General features: G+C 58.4%; 16 protein-coding genes, 1 pseudogene and 1 other annotated feature. Of the genes and pseudogenes, 12 read left to right on the top strand and 5 right to left on the bottom strand.

Features of this window, described 5'->3' with window-relative positions:
• Window positions 1-102: 102 nt before the first annotated feature.
• Window positions 103-1,330 (top strand): annotated as a pseudogene (locus tag JHC57_RS00175) (IS3 family transposase).
• Window positions 383-497: a sequence feature (AL1L pseudoknot), on the top strand. (Overlaps the previous pseudogene by 115 nt.)
• A gap of 323 nt (window positions 1,331-1,653) precedes the next feature.
• On the opposite strand, the gene JHC57_RS00170 reads toward JHC57_RS00175, so the two are convergent.
• A protein-coding gene (locus JHC57_RS00170) for an IS3 family transposase (RefSeq protein WP_095387322.1) occupies window positions 1,654-2,825 on the bottom strand; the annotation gives its coding sequence in 2 pieces (ribosomal slippage) (window positions 1,654-2,561 and window positions 2,561-2,825; 1,173 coding nt in all).
• Between the two features lie 332 nt (window positions 2,826-3,157).
• On the opposite strand from JHC57_RS00170, the gene JHC57_RS00165 reads away from it, so the two are divergent.
• The 3 genes from JHC57_RS00165 (at window position 3,158) to JHC57_RS00155 (ending at window position 5,624) form a co-directional block, all read left to right on the top strand.
• A complete protein-coding gene (locus JHC57_RS00165; protein ID WP_294027844.1) occupies window positions 3,158-3,598 on the top strand; it encodes a transposase in 441 nt (146 codons plus the stop codon).
• Window positions 3,595-3,948 carry an IS66 family insertion sequence element accessory protein TnpB gene (gene tnpB / locus JHC57_RS00160; protein ID WP_294027707.1) on the top strand — a complete coding sequence of 118 codons (354 nt, stop codon included), beginning with the start codon at window positions 3,595-3,597 and terminating at the stop codon, window positions 3,946-3,948. The genes JHC57_RS00165 and tnpB overlap by 4 nt, the downstream gene beginning before the upstream one ends.
• Window positions 3,949-4,079: 131 nt before the next feature.
• Window positions 4,080-5,624 (top strand): IS66 family transposase, encoded by a 1,545-nt coding sequence (locus JHC57_RS00155; protein ID WP_294027842.1) that lies wholly within the window; start codon window positions 4,080-4,082, stop codon window positions 5,622-5,624.
• A 3-nt stretch (window positions 5,625-5,627) separates the two neighbouring features.
• Here the strand turns inward: JHC57_RS00155 and JHC57_RS22480 are convergent, their stop codons facing one another.
• Window positions 5,628-6,038, bottom strand: a complete 411-nt coding sequence (locus JHC57_RS22480) for a GFA family protein (RefSeq protein ID WP_366928518.1) — start codon at window positions 6,036-6,038, stop codon at window positions 5,628-5,630.
• 38 nt (window positions 6,039-6,076) lie between these two features.
• On the opposite strand from JHC57_RS22480, the gene JHC57_RS00150 reads away from it, so the two are divergent.
• From JHC57_RS00150 to JHC57_RS00140, 3 genes are all read left to right on the top strand, one after another.
• Entirely contained in the window at window positions 6,077-6,472 is a 396-nt protein-coding gene (locus JHC57_RS00150; RefSeq protein WP_294027705.1) for a MarR family transcriptional regulator, read from the top strand.
• Window positions 6,469-8,055 (top strand): AarF/UbiB family protein, encoded by a 1,587-nt coding sequence (locus JHC57_RS00145; RefSeq protein WP_067182342.1) that lies wholly within the window; start codon window positions 6,469-6,471, stop codon window positions 8,053-8,055. Before JHC57_RS00150 ends, JHC57_RS00145 begins: the two co-directional genes overlap by 4 nt.
• Window positions 8,056-8,132: 77 nt before the next feature.
• The gene (locus JHC57_RS00140) at window positions 8,133-8,903 is read left to right on the top strand and encodes an NUDIX hydrolase (protein WP_067182344.1); all 771 of its coding nucleotides are present in this window, start codon (window positions 8,133-8,135) and stop codon (window positions 8,901-8,903) included.
• A 338-nt stretch (window positions 8,904-9,241) separates the two neighbouring features.
• Here the strand turns inward: JHC57_RS00140 and JHC57_RS00135 are convergent, their stop codons facing one another.
• Entirely contained in the window at window positions 9,242-9,493 is a 252-nt protein-coding gene (locus JHC57_RS00135) for a hypothetical protein (RefSeq protein WP_067182347.1), read from the bottom strand.
• 371 nt (window positions 9,494-9,864) lie between these two features.
• Here JHC57_RS00135 and JHC57_RS00130 point away from each other — a divergent pair, with 371 nt between their 5' ends.
• From JHC57_RS00130 to JHC57_RS00110, 5 genes are all read left to right on the top strand, one after another.
• Window positions 9,865-10,938, top strand: a complete 1,074-nt coding sequence (locus JHC57_RS00130) for an NADPH:quinone oxidoreductase family protein (RefSeq protein ID WP_067182350.1) — start codon at window positions 9,865-9,867, stop codon at window positions 10,936-10,938.
• A gap of 123 nt (window positions 10,939-11,061) precedes the next feature.
• Window positions 11,062-11,346: a hypothetical protein gene (locus JHC57_RS00125; protein ID WP_067182352.1), complete on the top strand. Its 285-nt coding sequence runs from the start codon at window positions 11,062-11,064 to the stop codon at window positions 11,344-11,346.
• A 57-nt stretch (window positions 11,347-11,403) separates the two neighbouring features.
• A complete protein-coding gene (locus JHC57_RS00120; RefSeq protein WP_067182354.1) occupies window positions 11,404-12,222 on the top strand; it encodes a protocatechuate 3,4-dioxygenase in 819 nt (272 codons plus the stop codon).
• Window positions 12,223-12,253: 31 nt separating this feature from the next.
• Window positions 12,254-13,573 carry an SRPBCC family protein gene (locus JHC57_RS00115; protein ID WP_067182357.1) on the top strand — a complete coding sequence of 440 codons (1,320 nt, stop codon included), beginning with the start codon at window positions 12,254-12,256 and terminating at the stop codon, window positions 13,571-13,573.
• A gap of 18 nt (window positions 13,574-13,591) precedes the next feature.
• A complete protein-coding gene (locus JHC57_RS00110) occupies window positions 13,592-14,137 on the top strand; it encodes a 3-phenylpropionate/cinnamic acid dioxygenase subunit beta (RefSeq protein ID WP_082737145.1) in 546 nt (181 codons plus the stop codon).
• Between the two features lie 547 nt (window positions 14,138-14,684).
• On the opposite strand, the gene dmpG is transcribed toward JHC57_RS00110, so the two are convergent.
• Both dmpG and JHC57_RS00100 read right to left on the bottom strand, forming a co-directional pair.
• Window positions 14,685-15,725 (bottom strand): 4-hydroxy-2-oxovalerate aldolase, encoded by a 1,041-nt coding sequence (dmpG, locus tag JHC57_RS00105; RefSeq protein ID WP_067186976.1) that lies wholly within the window; start codon window positions 15,723-15,725, stop codon window positions 14,685-14,687.
• Window positions 15,725-16,642 carry an acetaldehyde dehydrogenase (acetylating) gene (locus JHC57_RS00100; RefSeq protein ID WP_067182363.1) on the bottom strand — a complete coding sequence of 306 codons (918 nt, stop codon included), beginning with the start codon at window positions 16,640-16,642 and terminating at the stop codon, window positions 15,725-15,727. Before JHC57_RS00100 ends, dmpG begins: the two co-directional genes overlap by 1 nt.
• Window positions 16,643-16,654: the final 12 nt, after the last annotated feature.

Below are 16,654 nucleotides of genomic sequence, written 5' to 3'. Positions count from 1 at the left end.
AGGACTAATTACCCACGGGTTGCTTTCATTTGAAGGTACGCCCCCAACGGTTTGAAGCGTCCCGGGTTTTCCGGAGGCTCCTATTTGTGAGAAGGAGCTACGATGAGCGCTATAAGGAACAAGTTTTCGCCTGAGTTTCGCGATCGCGCGGTGCGGATGGTGGAGGAGCACCGGGGGATTACCCGTCGGAGTGGGCGGCGATGTCCTCGATTGCCGGGAAGGTCGGCTGCACGACCGAGACCTTGCGCCGCTGGTGCCGTGAGGAGGCTGGCCGACGAGCGGGACCAGCGGCGCAGGCCGCCAGCGACCGGGACCGGGTCAAGGCGCTGGAACGCGAAGTGAAGGAGTTGCGCCGGGCCAACGAGATCCTGCGCAAGGCGTCCGCATATTTTGCTCAGGCGGAGCTCGACCGCCACGGCAAATGGTGATGTCGTTTATCGACGCTCACCGCGAGGAACTGGGTATCGAGCCGATCTGCCGCGAACTGGCGGTCGCCCCATCCTCCTACCACGAGCATGCCGTCCGTCTTGCCGATCCCGGCAGGCGTCCGGCCCGTGTGCGACGCGATGACGAACTCAAGGAAGACATCAAGCGTGTCCACGAGAACAGCTTTGGCCTCTACGGCTCACGCAAGGTCTGGCACCAGCTGCGCCGCGAGGGCATCGCGGTAGCCAAGTGTACCGTGGAACGGCTGATGCGGACCATGGGGCTGGCAGGCGTGCGGCGCGGCAAGACAACGGTCACCACCGTCAGCAATCCGAAGACGCCATGCCCGCTCGACAAGGTCAATCGCGAGTTCCGCGTCAGTCGGCCCAATGCTCTGTGGGTGGTCGACTTTACCTACGTGCATACCTGGGCGGGGTTCGTCTACGTCGCCTTCGTGATCGATGCCTACGCCCGCAGGATCGTGGGCTGGAAGGTTAGCACCAGCGCCACAGCGAACTTCGTGCTGGATGCCCTCGAGCAGGCGATCCATGCGCGCAGGCCCGGGCCCGATGACGGCCTGATCCATCACAGTGACAGGGGCGTGCAATATCTGGCCATGAACTACACCCAGCGCCTGGCTGAGGCCAACCTCGTTCCGTCGGTGGGCAGTGTTGGCGACAGCTACGACAACGCCTTGGCCGAGACGATCAACGGGCTCTACAAGGCCGAGGTCATCTGGCGACAGCGATCATGGCCGAGCGTATCGGCTGTGGAAATGGCAACCCTGCGCTGGGTCGACTGGTTCAACAATCACCGGCTGTTCGGCCCTATCGGGCATATCCCGCCCGCCGAGGCCGAAGCCAATTACTATGCAGCCAGAGAGAACCTCGATATGGTCGCATGACTCAAATGAAACCGCCTCCGGAAAACCCGGGACGCTTCAGTTATGAGCGCGCATTGCTGTTCTCCTTATTCGTCGCAACCTCCGCCTCGAAACTGAGATCGTCAAGTTGTTCCATTCGGCTCGAATTTCGGCGAATGGCGCTCGCTATATCCATTGACGTTGGAGGCACGTTGTGAAGGACATCAGATCGCATCGCCGAGGTCAGATCGGCGACGGACTGCATCACCTTCTCGCCGTCTGCTTCGACAAGCACGCCATCCGTGAGGCCGGCCAACAAGGTGTCGAGAACTGACCGGCCCCCACCGAGTGGTCCGCTGGGATTGTTAGTGCATTGACGCGTCCATCGCCAGTGTTGGCCGCAGGTGGAGCGAAGCGGAACCGGCGGGCGACACTGGCGATGGAACGGCCTCCGGCGCCGGTGGTCGATATCCCAGCGAGCTGTGCGGCCGGACGGTGTTGTAATGCCGCCGCCAAGCCTCGATCAGGATCCGGGCCTCCGCGAGCGAGTAGAAGATCTCGCCGTTGAGCAGCTCATCGCGCAGGGATCCGTTGAAGCTTTCACAATAGCCATTCTCCCATGGCGATCCGGGCGTGATATACAGCGTCTTCACGCCGATCTGGGCGAGCCATTGCTGCACCGCCGTCGCGATAAACTCCGGGCCGTTGTCCGACCGGATATGCGCCGGCGGCCCACGCGTGACGAACAGCTCGGCCAGTGCCGCGAGCACGTCGTCGCTCTTGAGCTTACGCGCCACCGGCAACGCCAGGCACTCCCGGCTCGCCTCGTCGATGATCGACAGGATCCGGTATTTGCGACCATCGTGCGTCCGGCCCTCGACGAAGTCGTAGGACCAGACATGGCCGGGATATTCTGGCCGCAGCCGGATGCACGATCCGTCGTTCAGCCACAGACGCCCGCGCTTCGGCTGCCTTTGTGGCACCTTCAGCCCTTCGCGGCGCCAGATACGCTCAACCCGCTTGCGGTTCACATGCCACCCCGCATCGCGTAGCAACGCCGTCACCCGGCGATAGCCATAACGACCATATTGCCGGGCCAGTGCGATGATATCCTCAGTGAGGGCCGCTTCGTCATCCGCCCCGCGTGGCGCCTTGCGCTGCGTCGATCGGTGCTGCCCGAGCACGCGGCACAGCCGCCGCTCGGACACCGGCATCATCATTCTGATGTGGTCGATACAGCGCCTGCGGCGTGCGGGGCTCAGAAGTTTCCCCGGGCAGCCTCCTGCAGGATCAGCTTGTCCAGCGTCAGGTCCGAGATCGCACGACGAAGCCGCGCATTCTCCTTCTCCAGATCCTTCATCCGACGCGCCTGATCGGTCTTCAGGCCGCCATATTCCTTGCGCCACCGATAATAGGTCTGCTCGCTGATCGCGATCCGACGACACGCCTCGGCGGTCGTAGCGCCCTGCGCAAGCACAACCTCCGCCTCACGTAGCTTGCCGATAATCTCTTCCGGGCGATGCTTCTTGCTCGGCATTCTATATCTCCTTCGTCGTCCAAAATATCATCAATTTTGGACCACTCAGAAGGGGGCAGATCATGAACACGCCAGGCTTGCGCGAGCCTTCCAAGATAGCGCGATGGATAAGCATATGTCGAAAGATGAGATACGTGATTACGCCCCCAACGAAAAGGATGACATTCTATATTTGCTAGAAGAGGTGAACAGGACCGCTCGGCGGACGTTCGACGCTCTGATCGGTAAGCGTCCGGTCTCGGGCGTGTTGCGCGGTTCCGACATGGCGGCGATGGAGGTTTCGTTACAGGACCTCCTTCTGGAGTCCAGAAGGAGGCGAAGTGGCGAGCCGGATGGAGATTATCACACGGACGGAGCGTCGGCGTAAGTATAACGACGCGGAGAAGGCATCGATATTGGCCGAGGCCGATCGGGACGGGGTTTCCGTTCGCGACGTGTCGCAGCGGCACGGGATATCGGAGAGCCTGATCTACAACTGGCGCTCGGCGCGCCGCGAGGCGGAGCGGATCGCCAGCGAGCCGATGCAGCTGATCGCCTATGGTGCGGTGTCCGAACAAGCGGGTGGCGTTGTGACGTCAGTCCCGATTTCCGCGGCACCGATCGAGCGGCCGTTGTTGCCGACTGCGGCGGAGGAGTTGGTTCGCCCGCATCCCGGTGCCCGCCCCGGCGCGATCGATATCGATCTCAAGAGCGGTGTGCGGCTGTCGGTCGACAGCTATGTCAACGAGAAGGCGCTTTCACGGGTGTTGCGTGCGCTGCGGGACGTGCGATGATTTCGCTGGCGCCGGGAACGAAGATTTATCTCGCGAGCAAGCCGGTCAGCATGCGCCTGGGGTTCGATGGCCTCGCCGCACTGGTGCGTCCCCTGTTTTCGATCGAGCCCTATTGCGGGCATGTCTTCCTGTTTCGCAGCCGAAGCGGCGGTTATCTGAAGGCGCTCCACTGGGACGGAACGGGCCTTTGCCTGTTCGCCAAGCGGCTCGAACGGCACCGGTTCGTCTGGCCGCCGCTCATCGATGGCGGCGTCGTCCTGACCCCGGCGCAGTTCGCGCTGCTCATCGAGGCGATGGATTGGCGGCGGACCGTAAGCCCCGATCCGCCGCGCGTGCCTGAACATGTTTGAGGGGAGGATTTCTCCCGATTTCCGGGCTTTTCTGTTGGATATTATACCCGATTCTGTTAGTCAGGATCGTGCCCGCCGAGCAGCTTGACCTTCCCTCAGCTCCCGAGGATTTGCGCGCCCTTGTCGTCGCGATGCAGCAGGCGCTGGAGAGCGAGCGCAAGGCCCATTCCATCACCCGGGACGAGCTCGCCGCCGCGAAGAACGCGGTTCAACTGACCACCCTCCGGATCGAGAAGATCAAGGTCGAGCTTGCGCGGCTGCGGCGCCTGAAGTTCGGACAGTCGTCGGAGCGCCTCGACCGCCAGATCGATCAGCTCGAGCTGACGCTCGAAGACCTCGAGGCCGAGCAGGCGCAGGCCGAGTGCGTCATCGCCGACAATGTTCCAGACGAAGCCCCGCTACCCTCGTCGACACGCCCACGTCGCAAGCCGCTGCCCGATCATCTGCCGCGCGACGAGGTGATCCACGCCGCTCCTGCTTCGGATGGATGTGAAGCCTGCGGTAGCGCCATGGCCCCGCTCGGCGAAGATGTCACCGAGGTGCTCGAGTATGTGCCCGGCAGCTTCCGTGTCGTGCGGCACGTTCGGCCCAAGCTTGCCTGCTCCTGCTGCGATGCGATCAGCCAGGCACAGCCTCCCGCGCTGCCGGTCCCGCGTGGGCGTGCCGGCCCCGGCCTGCTTGCCCATGTTGCCATCGCCAAGTTCGCCGATCATCTGCCGCTCTACCGCCAGTCGCAGATATATGCCCGCGAGGGCGTAGACCTCAGCCGCTCAACCCTCGCCGATTGGGTCGGGCAGACGAGCTGGCTCCTGCAGCCCCTGATCGAACGGATCGCCGATCACGTCATGGCAAGCCCCAAGCTCCACGCCGACGATACTCCCGTCCCGGTGCTCGCGCCGCGGACCGGAAAGACGGCGACGGGTCGTTTATGGGTTTACCTACGCGACAACCGGCGATGGAGCCCAAGCGACAAGCCCGCCGCGCTCTTTCGCTACAGCCCCGATCGCAAGGGCGAGCGGCCTCGCGAGCATCTGAAGACATTCGCGGGATTCCTGCAGGCCGACGCCTATGCCGGGTTCGACCGGCTTTACGCTCCGAACCGCGCAGCCGGGGTCATCACACCCGTCGCTTGCTGGGCGCATGCGCGCCGCAAGCTCCACGATGTCTTCAAAGCCGATCAGGGCTCGGTCGCCGCCGAAGGGCTGCGCATGATCGGCGCACTCTACGATATCGAACGCACCATCACCGCCGACCCGCCCGACGTCAGGCGCCGAGCGCGCAAGCGATCCCGGCTCAAAGCATTGGAGTTTTTCGCTTGGGCCGACGGCGTCCTCGCACGCGCCTCGGCGCGATCTCCGCTGGCGGAAGCCCTTCGCTATGCCGTCAAGCTCAAAACCCAGTTGCTCGCCTACACCGAGGACGGCCGCCTCGAGATCGACAACAACCTCGCCGAGAACGCGCTCCGCGCTATCGCCATCGGCCGCAAAAACTGGTTGTTCGCAGGCGCCGACTGCGGCGGCGAGCGTGCCGCCGCCTTCTATTCGCTCCTCGAGACCGCCAAGCTCAATGGCGTCAACCCACAAGTCTGGCTCACCGATACACTCGACCGCATCGGCAATGGTCACCCCATCAACCAGATCGATCAACTCCTGCCGTGGGCATGGCAGCCAAGATAGTTGCTATTCTGCGCCTTGCTCAAATTGCGGAAGATCATCCACGATATGGTCCCATGCTGCCTTCGATCCGGTCCAGACGTGCGCGACAACCCGAACCTGCGTGTCCCGCGGAAGCGTTCCCAAACGCACACGGATGAACTCCGCGTCCCACTCCACCCTCGAGTAAACCGGCGACCCGCAGATCGAGCAAAAACACTTCCAGGCGCCGGGCGACGACTGATATTCCGAAATGAGCGCGGCTTGCCGGATCACCCTGAAATCAGATACCAGAACACGGCAATTTGCTGAAAAGGCGCTGCCATTCGCGCGACGGCAAAGGTCACAATGGCAAAGCCGCACGTCACCCAGCGTGCCCGTTATTCTGAACTGAATGGCTCCGCACAGGCAACCACCGTCAATCGCGTCTTGTCCCATGGAACAGCAATAACTCCCCACAACAACTCGCGCCACTCATGATGGTCCGGACGCTTACTCTGATCGTGGGGCTCGACCTCAATCAAACACAATGGCGGATCATCGCGTCCTTGTTGAGGGAACCTACGCTAACACAGACCGAGATTTCTCGCCTGCTCGAGCTTGAATCGGCGACGATAGGACAGGCTGTCGCAGTTTTGGTTGAAAAAGGTTTGATCGAGCGAGAGCGGGCGGCGCACGATCGAAGAGTTTGGAACCTCCACCTCACCGAGCAAGTAAGAACCATCTGGCCAGAACTGCGCGAAGCGGCTGATCGACTCCACGAAATTCTCTGGAAGGAAATGTCTGCGCCTGAAATCGACCTCCTGCGTACGATGCTTCGAAAAGTTGCGGAGAATCAGAAGCAGGCTGACACTTGCGAAGAAAGCCGATGAAGCATGATCTGGAAAACAGTGTCGGTGAACTGACGCGGCTAGCAGAACTCGGTCAGATTTTCGCCCGGCACGGTCTGAAAAATCTCGGAAGCTTATTTGGCGTTATGCCGGTTTCGGAGAAGGAGCCAGATACCGAGGACTTGCGTCCTGCATCGGTGGTGGCGCTGTTGCGCGATGTCGGCCCTGTCGGAATAAAGCTTGGCCAGCTCCTGGCGACCAGAAGCGATCTGTTTACACAACCCTGGATTTCCGCGTTCGGCACTCTCCACGACCAGGTGGAACCGCTGCCGTTCGATAAGATCGAACCGGTGATTGTATCGGCTTGGGGCAGCGACTGGGAATGTGAATTCGCCGCTTTCGAGAGAAACCCGATCGCCTCAGCCTCTATCGCGCAGACTTATGTCGCAACCCTGCTGGACGGAAGCGAGACTATCGTGAAAGTCCGCCGACCCGGCATGGCGCCCAGGATCGAGGCGGACATGAGGCTGTTGACACGGCTCGCGGGCCTCGCCGAGCGTCGGTCAAGCGACATTGCCCGCTATCGACCCGTGCAGTTCCTCCAGACATTCGCCAAGAATTTAGCGCGGGAGATGGACCTGGCGGCAGAAGCACGCGCTTGTGAACGGATTGGCGGTTATCTGGAGATGCTTGGGGTGAAGACCCCCGCGATCCACTGGCAACTTACAGGCATGACGATCAATGTGCAGGAAGCCCTGGTCGGAAAGCCTGCGTCGCGGCCCCCGGCAACTGGTCAGGGAGATAATGCCCGGTTCGCGAAGCGCTATGCCGATGCGGTGCTACGGATGATCCTTCTCAACGGAGAGTTTCATGGCGACCCGCATCCCGGCAACGTCTTCTGGATGGAAGGGAACCAGGTAGGCTTCATCGATTTCGGCTCGGTCGGCTTTCTCAGCGGCGCGCGGCGTCAGGAAATCGTCCGCCTGATTTTTGCTATCGCGAACGATCAGATAGACAAGGTGGCCGATCTGCTGCTTGACTGGGCAGGCAATCCACTCGTGGACCGCGCGCAATTGGCGATGGATCTGGATGAGCTGATCGAGGAATTTCGCGGCACAGCTCTTGCGGGGATTGAATTCTCGGCAATCTTCGATCGGGTTTTCGGATTGTTGCGCGAGTATCGCCTCGTATTGCCGCCCGACCTCGCTATTTTGCTGCGCACCCTGCTGACCGCAGAAGGCTTCGTTCGCTCTTTGGCGCCGGACTACAATATCGCCGAAGAAACGAAGCCGATCGTGATGCAATTGTTTGCCGAGCGATTTTCGATCGGAGCCGCGCGGGATCATTTGGCCAAGGTCCGCAGTGGGCTGCTTGATTTCTCGGCATCGCTGCCCGAGCTAATCGAGAACGTTGCCTCGGTCGCTCGATCAGGTACGATTCAGGTGTCCATCGACCCAGCCAGCCTGAACCATCTGACGCGGGAAGAGGACCGCAGCACCCCCGTCAAGGGTCCGGTGGTCGCCGCATTGATCGTCTCTGCCGCATTGCTGGCCGACCAATCGTTGTTACTGGCAGGCATTGTTCTGGCTTTCGCGGGAATAGCACTCATTCCTAGATGGAACTGATAAGACCATACGCGTTGAACGCTTAGATCACGGCCGCCCGGCACCGATATTGGCTACATCAAGGGAGAAGAGTGGAAATGACCGAACAGAAACCAGCCGAGGCGGTGCCTGCCGCCACCATGCTGCTGGTGCGGGATGAACCGGAGTTTCAGGTTCTCATGGTGAAGCGACATCATCAGATAGACTTCGCATCTGGCGCACTGGTCTTCCCCGGCGGGAAACCCCACTCCGATGATTCTCTGGAGGAATGGGCCGCTTACTGCGACGGGCGGGATCAGGTCGATACGACCCAGAGAATTTTAAAGATCGCTGCGATCCGCGAAGCTTACGAGGAGGCTGGCATTTTGCTGGCGGTCAACCGCGATGGCAGCCCTTTCGAAGGGGCCTGTGACCCGGACAGCCGCCGGGCAGTCGAACAGGGGGAAAGATCGTTCCTCGATGTCGTCCGGGAGTCCGATGTGATCTTGCGGCTCGATAGCCTCACCGATTTTGCCCGGTGGATTACCCCGGTCTTCATGAAGAAGCGGTTCGACACCTGGTTCTACGTCGCTCGAGCCCCGGAACGCCAAATTGCCGCGTGCGATGGCTATGAGACGGTAGATGCCGAATGGCTGTCACCAAATCGTGCTCTGGAGATGGGGCAATCGGGCGAGCGCACGGTCATTTTCCCGACCCGACTGAACCTGGAACTGTTGTCCAAGGCGAACAGTGCTACGGACTGCGTAGATCGCGCGCAGGCGCGCACGATCGTGCCTGTCCTGCCGTGGGTCTTGCAGCGAGATGGCAAGAATATCCTGACCATCCCGGAGGATGCAGGCTACGGCCCGGCAAGCGAGGTTATAGGATGAATAACGCCGAGACGATCGATCGTCTCGGCAAGAGGGGACCGGCTACCATCGTTTTGTAGCCCCGTCGCAAACCGTGTCACCTAGCTATGCGCCTGGCTTATTAGGGTTTATTGCTGTCTTGCAGGATGTTCGTTCGAAAATATTCCGGTCGGAACTCAGGAATCGCCTTTCAGTCTCTGTCCTGTTATCGCAATGAAACAGCGAGCGTTGGGCCAGATAGGTCTAGCAGCAGCATCATTAGACCTAAGAGAAGCCGAGCAAACAAGCTCCAAGGACCGAGATGAACCAGAACATCCACGAAATTAAAGTGACGCTGATCTACTGCGACTACCGGCATGTTAGCTGATCTGCACTCTTCTAATTGGCCCGATTTCTATTTTTGAATTGGTTAAGAGAGTGACGGAATGGTGAGGAAGCACCATCTGAAAGAAAACATCGCTAAGCTGCGAGTAGTGGAGATTGTTCGGGTGCAGGGCGGAACGATCGCGGATCTGTGCCGCGGGATCGGTGTCGGCGAGCCGAGCCAATATCGCTAGCGCAAGGGGAATGCCAGCCTCAAAATGGATCAGGCGCAGCTTCCGAAAGAGCATGCAAAGGAATCCCCCGGTTGCAGCGCGCGGCGTCAGAACTCACGCTATACAATCTGCTCCTTCTGGGAGGTGCAAGGTAATCATCTCAGTCTCTCGCTTCGACGATGGCGCATCGGACAGATCCGGCGAATGATACCTGTATAAGCGAATGACTACTGCTTGACCTTGATACAGCACCGCCGGGTCTCACAGCTCGTTTCACTATCGGCCTTGTTCCAGGGAAGGCGTGACACCGCCACGGCTGCCATCCCGTTCCGCCACGTTCCACCAGCGGACCGTATTGGTGCCAGAAGCAGACTTGTAGAAACAATCGGTGCGGACCACTCAGTGCGGCCGGTTTTTAGGCCAGAGGGGAAAAGGCTCGGAAATTCATGCGAGCCATTGCTTTTATGCCCCAATTGCAGTCTTGCCGCAATCTCCATACCTATGCGAATGGTAATTTGCGGACACGGGAGTTTGAGTTGGAAACCATGAAGGCTTGGATCGTCAGGAAATATGGCAATCCGGAGGAGATGGTCTTAGGACAAACTGCCATGCCGAAGCTGGGGGAAGGGCAAGAGAATCGGGCGGACACTCTGGTCAAGATTGACGCTGCAGGTCTGAATTTTGCGGACGAAATCGCGATTGCAGGAAAATATCAGGATCGGATAAAACCGCCGTTTGTGCCAGGCAACGAGTTGGCGGGAACGGTCGTCGAGGCAATCCCGGGTTCTCGATTCTCTCCCGGTGACAAGGTCGCATGTCAGGTCCGCAGTGGTGCCTTTGCACAATATTGTGGCGTCGCTTCTGACCGTCTGATGGCGATAGGAGACTTACCAGCCTCGGTGGCCGCCGCGCTTCCGGTTTCCTACACCACTGCCCATGTCGCCCTTTTCGAAAAGGGTAATCTCAAGAAGGGAGATACGGTCCTAATCCATGCGGCGGCAGGCGGATTGGGCATCGCTGCCACTCAGCTTGCAAAAGCAGCGGGAGCTCGCATCGTTGCCACGGCAGGCGACGAAGACAAGCGGCGAATCGCTAAAGAGAATGGGGCTGATCATGTGATCGATTATCGTCAATCTGACTGGTCCGAGCGAGTAAGAGCTCTGGCACCAGATGGGGTCGATATCGTCATGGATCCGGTCGGCGGCGAAACTTCGGAACAGAGTCTGCGTCTTCTGGCATGGGAGGGCAGGCTGTTAGTATGCGGCTTTGCCGGTGGGACGGTTCAGGCGCTCAAGGCGAACTACATGCTGGTTAAGTCCGCCAGTGTGCACGGTGTATACTGGAGCTTCGACCGCTCGCCGGAAGCGATTCGCACCATACAGCAGAAGCTGGTTAATCAATGTGCCAGAGGCGAAATTCGCCCCCTAATTCGGGATGTGTATCAAATGGATGAACTCGTTTCAGCAATGGAGTCGCTGCGCTCTCGCGGAACGGTAGGTAAAGTCGTGATTGCCATGTAGCAGCAAACGGTCTGATTGGGCCGGCTCAGCGACCTCGAAGGCAAAACCATACTCTTGCGTATTGACTTTTCGACCCGAAGATCCGATTGAACGATATCTGAGGTGCCGGAAGGGACGTGACAGATGAGTTTTGGAGCCGTCGAGCAACTGTTTTACGACGTGAGTACCAAACGGAATTCCCGCGCAGCGTTTCGCGAGGATGCCACAGCTTTCGCAGAGAAGTACGCCCTCAGCGAGCTAGAACGCGACATGGTCTTGTCCATGAATGCCGAGGGACTCTTCGAGTACGGCATTAACCCGATGCTTCTGATGGGCTTCTGGACAAGCGTAAACGGACCGCAATCGATGCCGGATTATCTGTCCCGCGTTCCGACGCTGACGTCACAGCTCGAGACGGTAAGCGAATGAAGTGAGAGGCCGGCGGCAGCGAAGCGCTTACCCGTCTATCTTTAGGAGAGTTTCAAGATGGCCGAAATAGTCGGCGGCTTCATCATGCCGCATGATCCATTGTTGTTTGTGAACCCAAAGAAGAAAGAGCGCGACCACCTGATTGGCGCTTATTCGGAAATTCGCGACAAAGTAAGCAAGTCCGGCGCGACGAAGGCGATCATCTTCGGCGCGGACCATTATATTCTCTTCGGCCCTCGCTGTCTGCCACAGTTTCTTATCCCGACAGGCGAGCTTCATGGTCCCATTGACCGGTTGCCCGGTGTTGGAGATTCACCGATCGCCAGCGATCCGGGTTTCGCAGAGTATTTGGTCGGCCATGCCCATCAAAGCGGCTTCGACGTGTCTGTGGCGCGCGACTTGGGGGTGGATCATGCAATCGGGGTGCCCGCCCAGCTTGCCCTTCCGGCCGACGGGTCGGTCAAGACGGTTCCCGTTTATATGGCGAGTGGCGTAGCGCCGTATGTTCGTCTCCAAAGGGCATATGATTTCGGACGAATGATTGGCGATGCCATTGCGAAAATGCCCGTAGACGAATCCGTAGTGTTGATCGGCAGCGGAGGGATCAGCCACTGGGTGGGCACCGGAGAAATGGGGCGCATCAATTCCGAGTTTGATCGGAAGGTCCTCGACTGCATCGTTTCCGGCGATGCGACCCCTCTCCTTTCAATGACAGACGAGGAAATAATGCGCGAAGGCGGCAACGGTGGAATGGAGATTCGTCATTTTCTTGCAGTGATGGGTGCTCTGCCGGCGGGCCGAGGCGAAGTGCTCGCTTACGAAGCCTGGGATGGCGGCGTTACCGGCCTCGGCTTTGCGGAGATACTGCCCGCCTGAACGGGTCGGGTTCGAATAGCTGGAGAATGACATGACTGAATCGCTCTTGAAGCCGGATAGTAATGCAAAATTGGCTGCGGGCATCGAGGAACTCGTCGACGCCGAAGCGGGAAATATTGACCGCCGGATCTTCTGGGACGAATCTATCTACAACCTGGAGCTTGAACGGATTTTTGCGCGATGCTGGATTTTTGTCGCGCATGACACGCAATTGCCCAATGTTGGCGATTTTCTAACGACGACAATCGGTGAAGATGCGGTCATCGTGTCGCGTGGCGAAGACGGCAAGATCCACACCTTTCTCAACTCCTGTACGCATCGAGGTAATCGCGTGTGCTTTGCAGAGGCGGGCAACTCCCGGCGGTTCACATGCAATTTTCATGGCTGGTCCTACGGTCTCGACGGTAGCTTGAAGAATGTCAGTCGCCCGCAGTCCTATAGTGGAAAATCGAACCTCGATAAGTCCAAGCTTGGCCTGCACAAGGCGCGTGTCGAAAGCTATAAGGGGATGCATTTCGCCTGCTTCGACCCGGAGGCCCCGTCGCTTGAGGAATATCTAGGCGAATTTCGCTGGTATCTAGATGTGATCCTCGACAATGACGAAGGTGGTATCGAGTTTATCGATGGCAACATCAAATCTCGGCTCAAATGCAATTGGAAATTCCCGGCAGAGAACTTCGTGGGCGACTCGTATCACGCTCCCTGGACGCATAGCTCAGCCTTGATCGCAATGTTCGGAAAACAGCCGACCATGCGACCTGACCGTTCTTATCATGCCAATGCGAACGGCCACGGCTGGGAGTTTGGACTGGATTTCATTGGGAACGCGGCAACGCTCAATTCACCGCCGATTATCGACTATCTGCGTGAGCAGGAGGCGAAATTTGCCGAACGTCTGGGGAAGGTTCGCAGCAGGATGGTAGGCGCTCTAAGCTCCGCTAACGTCTTTCCCAATCTTTCCTTCCTGGCAGGTCACAACACTTTTCGGACATGGAACCCCAAGGGTCCAAGGAGCACGGAACTTCACACCTGGGTGTTCCTGAACGCAAATGCCCCGGAAGAACTCAAGGAAGAATATCGCCGCGGGGTAATGTTAACCTTTTCTCCGGCGGGTGTGTTCGAAATGGATGACGGCGAGAACTTCGAGAATTGCACGGCGGTCAATGTAGGCGTGGTGACCCGGCAGCAACAGCTTCACTTCGGGATGGGCCTCGATTCGAAAATCGAACACGAGGAACTGCGCGGCAATGTTTATCAAAGCCAGATCAATGAAGCGAACCAACGGGCCTTCTACCAGCGCTGGGCAGATCTGATGGGTGCAGAAACCTGGGCCGACGTTCCTGTCCGTTAGAAATATTCAGAGGTAAATGTGAAGACTCTCGAACAAACCACCCGGCGCGATCACTGCTCTGTGTCAGCCGAGTTACTTTTGGAGATACAGCAGTTTCTGTATCGAGAAGCCCGTTTGCTCGATAACGAGCAATATGATGAATGGCTAGAATTGCTGACGGACGATATCCATTATTGGGTACCAGGAGTGCAGGCCCGCTATCGAAAGGATGAGGCGAAGTTCAGTTCCGAACGAATGGCCTATTTCGACGACGGCCTCGAATATCTCAAGATCCGCGTGGCACGCGCCAAGCAGCCGTCGGCATGGGCCGAAGATCCACCCACCAGGCATTTTCACCTGATCGGCAATATCGAGGTCTTACCTACTGAAGATTCTAACGAGTGGACGGTCCATTCTGTGATCCTCAACCATCGTCATCGGACTGAAGACGATGAAATGGAACTAAAAGCCAGACGCGTCGATACAATCAGGCGGAACTCAGAAGGTCTGCTCCAACTGGCGCGCAGGAAGGTCATCTTGCAGGAAACTGTCTTGCAAGCAAAGAACATCAATACGTTCCTTTGATTGTGTGAAGGCCCTTCTGCTTGCCCGCAACTGGGCCGAATCTGTTGCATAGGCCTGGCGGCGTAGGTTGCCCGAAAGTACTCTTGCCGCTGTTGCTGACGGCCTCTTGGCGGCTGCCACCGTGCGGGAAAAGTGGCTCGGAACGATGTAGAGAAGCAGGTGTCGTTTCTGGCACCGCAGCTGATCGGAACACCCCACGGCCTTGACAATTCCGCAATGTCAGGATCGGCAGCGCAAGATAGTGTGGATTGCTTCGCTATGGCCGGTCTGCCCTTTCGGGAGAGAAAACGAGACTTGGTTTCAATGAGGTGACAGTCGATATAGCGCCGATAATCAGGGAGTTCGCGATTTTGGCGGGTCGGAGCCTTTGCCAAATGGTCGGCAGGATACGACCCCAGGCAGAGTTCTTAGCAAAGCCTGCGGTGATGAGGTTGTCCGCTCCCTGTCGCGTGGGTCCGAGGACTTCTCGTCCAATTTGGCCTCCCGACAAGGAGCGACAGCAACGCCTTTCGTAACTTCGTTCTGTTTTGAAGTGCTTGAATCGCCGTCAAACCAGATCGCGTTCCTTGGCCATCGAGAGCGCGGTGTCTTCGATCATGTCCTCCTGACCCCCGATCATTTTCTTGCGAGCCAATTCCATCAAGATATCACGTGCAGACAAGCCGTACTTACGTTCGGCTTCTTTGGCCTGATACAGGAAGGTTGAGTAGACCCCTGCAAAACCGAGCGTTATGGAATCCCTGTCCGCACGGGGCGGCTGAGGCATGATCGGCAAAACCCGATCCTCTGCTACGTCCATCAGCTTAAACAGATCCACCCCGGTTTCGATGCCCAATCGCTCTCCGACGGCAGCCATCAGTTCGAGGGGTGTATTGCCAGCGCCAGCACCCAATCCGGCAGCCGAACCGTCGATGCGGTCCGCGCCCGCGGCTACAGCAGCCAGCGAATTGGCGACTCCCATCCCGAGATTGTGATGAGCGTGAAATCCGATCTCGGTTTCGTCCTGCAAAGCTGTGCGAAGGATGGTGATGCGATCGGTAACTTCATCAGGCAGCATGTAACCTGCCGAATCAACACAGTAGATTGTTGTTGCTCCATACCCTTCCATCAACAGCGCCTGCTCAACCAGGTGCTCGGGCGGCGTCATATGCGCCATCATGAGAAAGCCGACTGTATCAAGCCCAAGTTCCCGTCCCAGGCCAATGTGCTGTTCGGTAACGTCGGCTTCGGTGCAATGCGAGGCGACATGAACACATCCTGCCCCGCAATCGGCGGCCATCCGCAACTCATCCAGAGTGCCAATGCCCGGAACATGGAGTACCGAGATAGTCGCCTTTTTCACTACCTTGGCCACTGCCGAGATATATTCGCTATCCGAATGGAGTCCGCGACCGTAATTCAGGGATGATCCTCCCAACCCGTCACCGTGAGTGACCTGGATCAACGGCACCCCTGCGTCATCAAGCCCGGAAGCGATATCGACCATCTGATCCAGCGTGATCTGATGCCGCATGGAATGCATGCCGTCGCGCAGACACATATCATGCAGCTTGAGCTTTTTACCCCTAACCTGTTCTTCGAGTGTCATCATGCGTTCTCCTTCAATGGTGAGAGTTCAAGTCGGCCATCAAGGATGTCTTGTGCAAACATTTCGGCCGTGCGCGCTGCAGCGGCAGTCATGATGTCCAGATTTCCTGCATATTTGGGGAGAAAATCGCCAAGTCCCTGCACTTCCAGAAAGATCGAGACTTTGCGCCCCTCGAAAATTGGCCCGTTCTTCAATTGGTAGCCGGGGACATATTGTTGCACAGCAGAAATCATCTCGTGCACGGATGCGGTGATCGCTTCCTGATCCGGCTCGTCGACTGTTTCGCAATAGACGGTGTCACGCATCATCAGCGGAGGCTCGGCCGGATTGACGACCACGATAGCCTTGCCTTGCGCTGCACCTCCCACTTTCGCGACTGCCGCAGAAGTGGTGCGCGTGAACTCGTCGATATTCTTCCGAGTACCCACTCCGATCGACTTCGACGCGACCGTTGCGATTATCTCGGCGTAATCCACGCTTTGAACATTGCTGATGGCGGCGACCATCGGAATCGTGGCCTGACCCGCGCATGTGACCATGTTGACGTTCATTGCCTTACGGCCTGCCAGATCCTTGAGATTCACCGGGGGAACGCAAAGCGGGCCAAGGGCGGCGGGCGTCAGGTCGATCATAAGAATGCCCAGCTCGTTCAGCTTGCGGCTGTTTTCGGCGTGGACATAGGCCGAAGTCGCATCAAACGCGATGCTCACTCCATCCTCGATCGCGTGAGGCACCAGCCCGTCAACCCCTTCAGCAGTGGTCTTGAGGCCCAGTTCCTTCGCGCGGGCCAGACCTTCGGATCCGGCCTCAATACCCACCATCCAAACGGGTTCGAGAACTTCGGAACGAAGCAGTTTGTAAAGCAGATCGGTGCCGATATTCCCCGGCCCGATTATTGCGCATTTAATTTTGTCCATCCGAGCATCCTT

This window comes from Sphingopyxis sp., assembly GCF_016463645.1.
In the GTDB taxonomy this organism is placed as follows: domain Bacteria; phylum Pseudomonadota; class Alphaproteobacteria; order Sphingomonadales; family Sphingomonadaceae; genus Sphingopyxis.
The sequence above is the reverse complement of the archived record's forward strand: the minus strand, read 5'-3'. Positions and strand labels throughout refer to the sequence as shown.

What these genes read in the sequence shown, in the direction of transcription:
- JHC57_RS00150 (WP_294027705.1), top strand. Translation starts at nt 6,077, where the DNA reads ATGATGGTCCGGACGCTTACTCTGATCGTGGGGCTCGACCTCAATCAA.
- JHC57_RS00115 (WP_067182357.1), top strand. Translation starts at nt 12,254, where the DNA reads ATGACTGAATCGCTCTTGAAGCCGGATAGTAATGCAAAATTGGCTGCG.
- JHC57_RS00100 (WP_067182363.1), bottom strand. Translation starts at nt 16,642, where the DNA reads ATGGACAAAATTAAATGCGCAATAATCGGGCCGGGGAATATCGGCACC.
- JHC57_RS00145 (WP_067182342.1), top strand. Translation starts at nt 6,469, where the DNA reads ATGAAGCATGATCTGGAAAACAGTGTCGGTGAACTGACGCGGCTAGCA.
- JHC57_RS00165 (WP_294027844.1), top strand. Translation starts at nt 3,158, where the DNA reads ATGGAGATTATCACACGGACGGAGCGTCGGCGTAAGTATAACGACGCG.
- JHC57_RS00135 (WP_067182347.1), bottom strand. Translation starts at nt 9,493, where the DNA reads ATGCTCTTTCGGAAGCTGCGCCTGATCCATTTTGAGGCTGGCATTCCC.
- JHC57_RS00125 (WP_067182352.1), top strand. Translation starts at nt 11,062, where the DNA reads ATGAGTTTTGGAGCCGTCGAGCAACTGTTTTACGACGTGAGTACCAAA.
- JHC57_RS22480 (WP_366928518.1), bottom strand. Translation starts at nt 6,038, where the DNA reads ATGGGACAAGACGCGATTGACGGTGGTTGCCTGTGCGGAGCCATTCAG.
- JHC57_RS00155 (WP_294027842.1), top strand. Translation starts at nt 4,080, where the DNA reads ATGCAGCAGGCGCTGGAGAGCGAGCGCAAGGCCCATTCCATCACCCGG.
- JHC57_RS00140 (WP_067182344.1), top strand. Translation starts at nt 8,133, where the DNA reads ATGACCGAACAGAAACCAGCCGAGGCGGTGCCTGCCGCCACCATGCTG.
- dmpG (WP_067186976.1), bottom strand. Translation starts at nt 15,725, where the DNA reads ATGACACTCGAAGAACAGGTTAGGGGTAAAAAGCTCAAGCTGCATGAT.
- JHC57_RS00120 (WP_067182354.1), top strand. Translation starts at nt 11,404, where the DNA reads ATGGCCGAAATAGTCGGCGGCTTCATCATGCCGCATGATCCATTGTTG.
- tnpB (WP_294027707.1), top strand. Translation starts at nt 3,595, where the DNA reads ATGATTTCGCTGGCGCCGGGAACGAAGATTTATCTCGCGAGCAAGCCG.
- JHC57_RS00130 (WP_067182350.1), top strand. Translation starts at nt 9,865, where the DNA reads ATGCGAGCCATTGCTTTTATGCCCCAATTGCAGTCTTGCCGCAATCTC.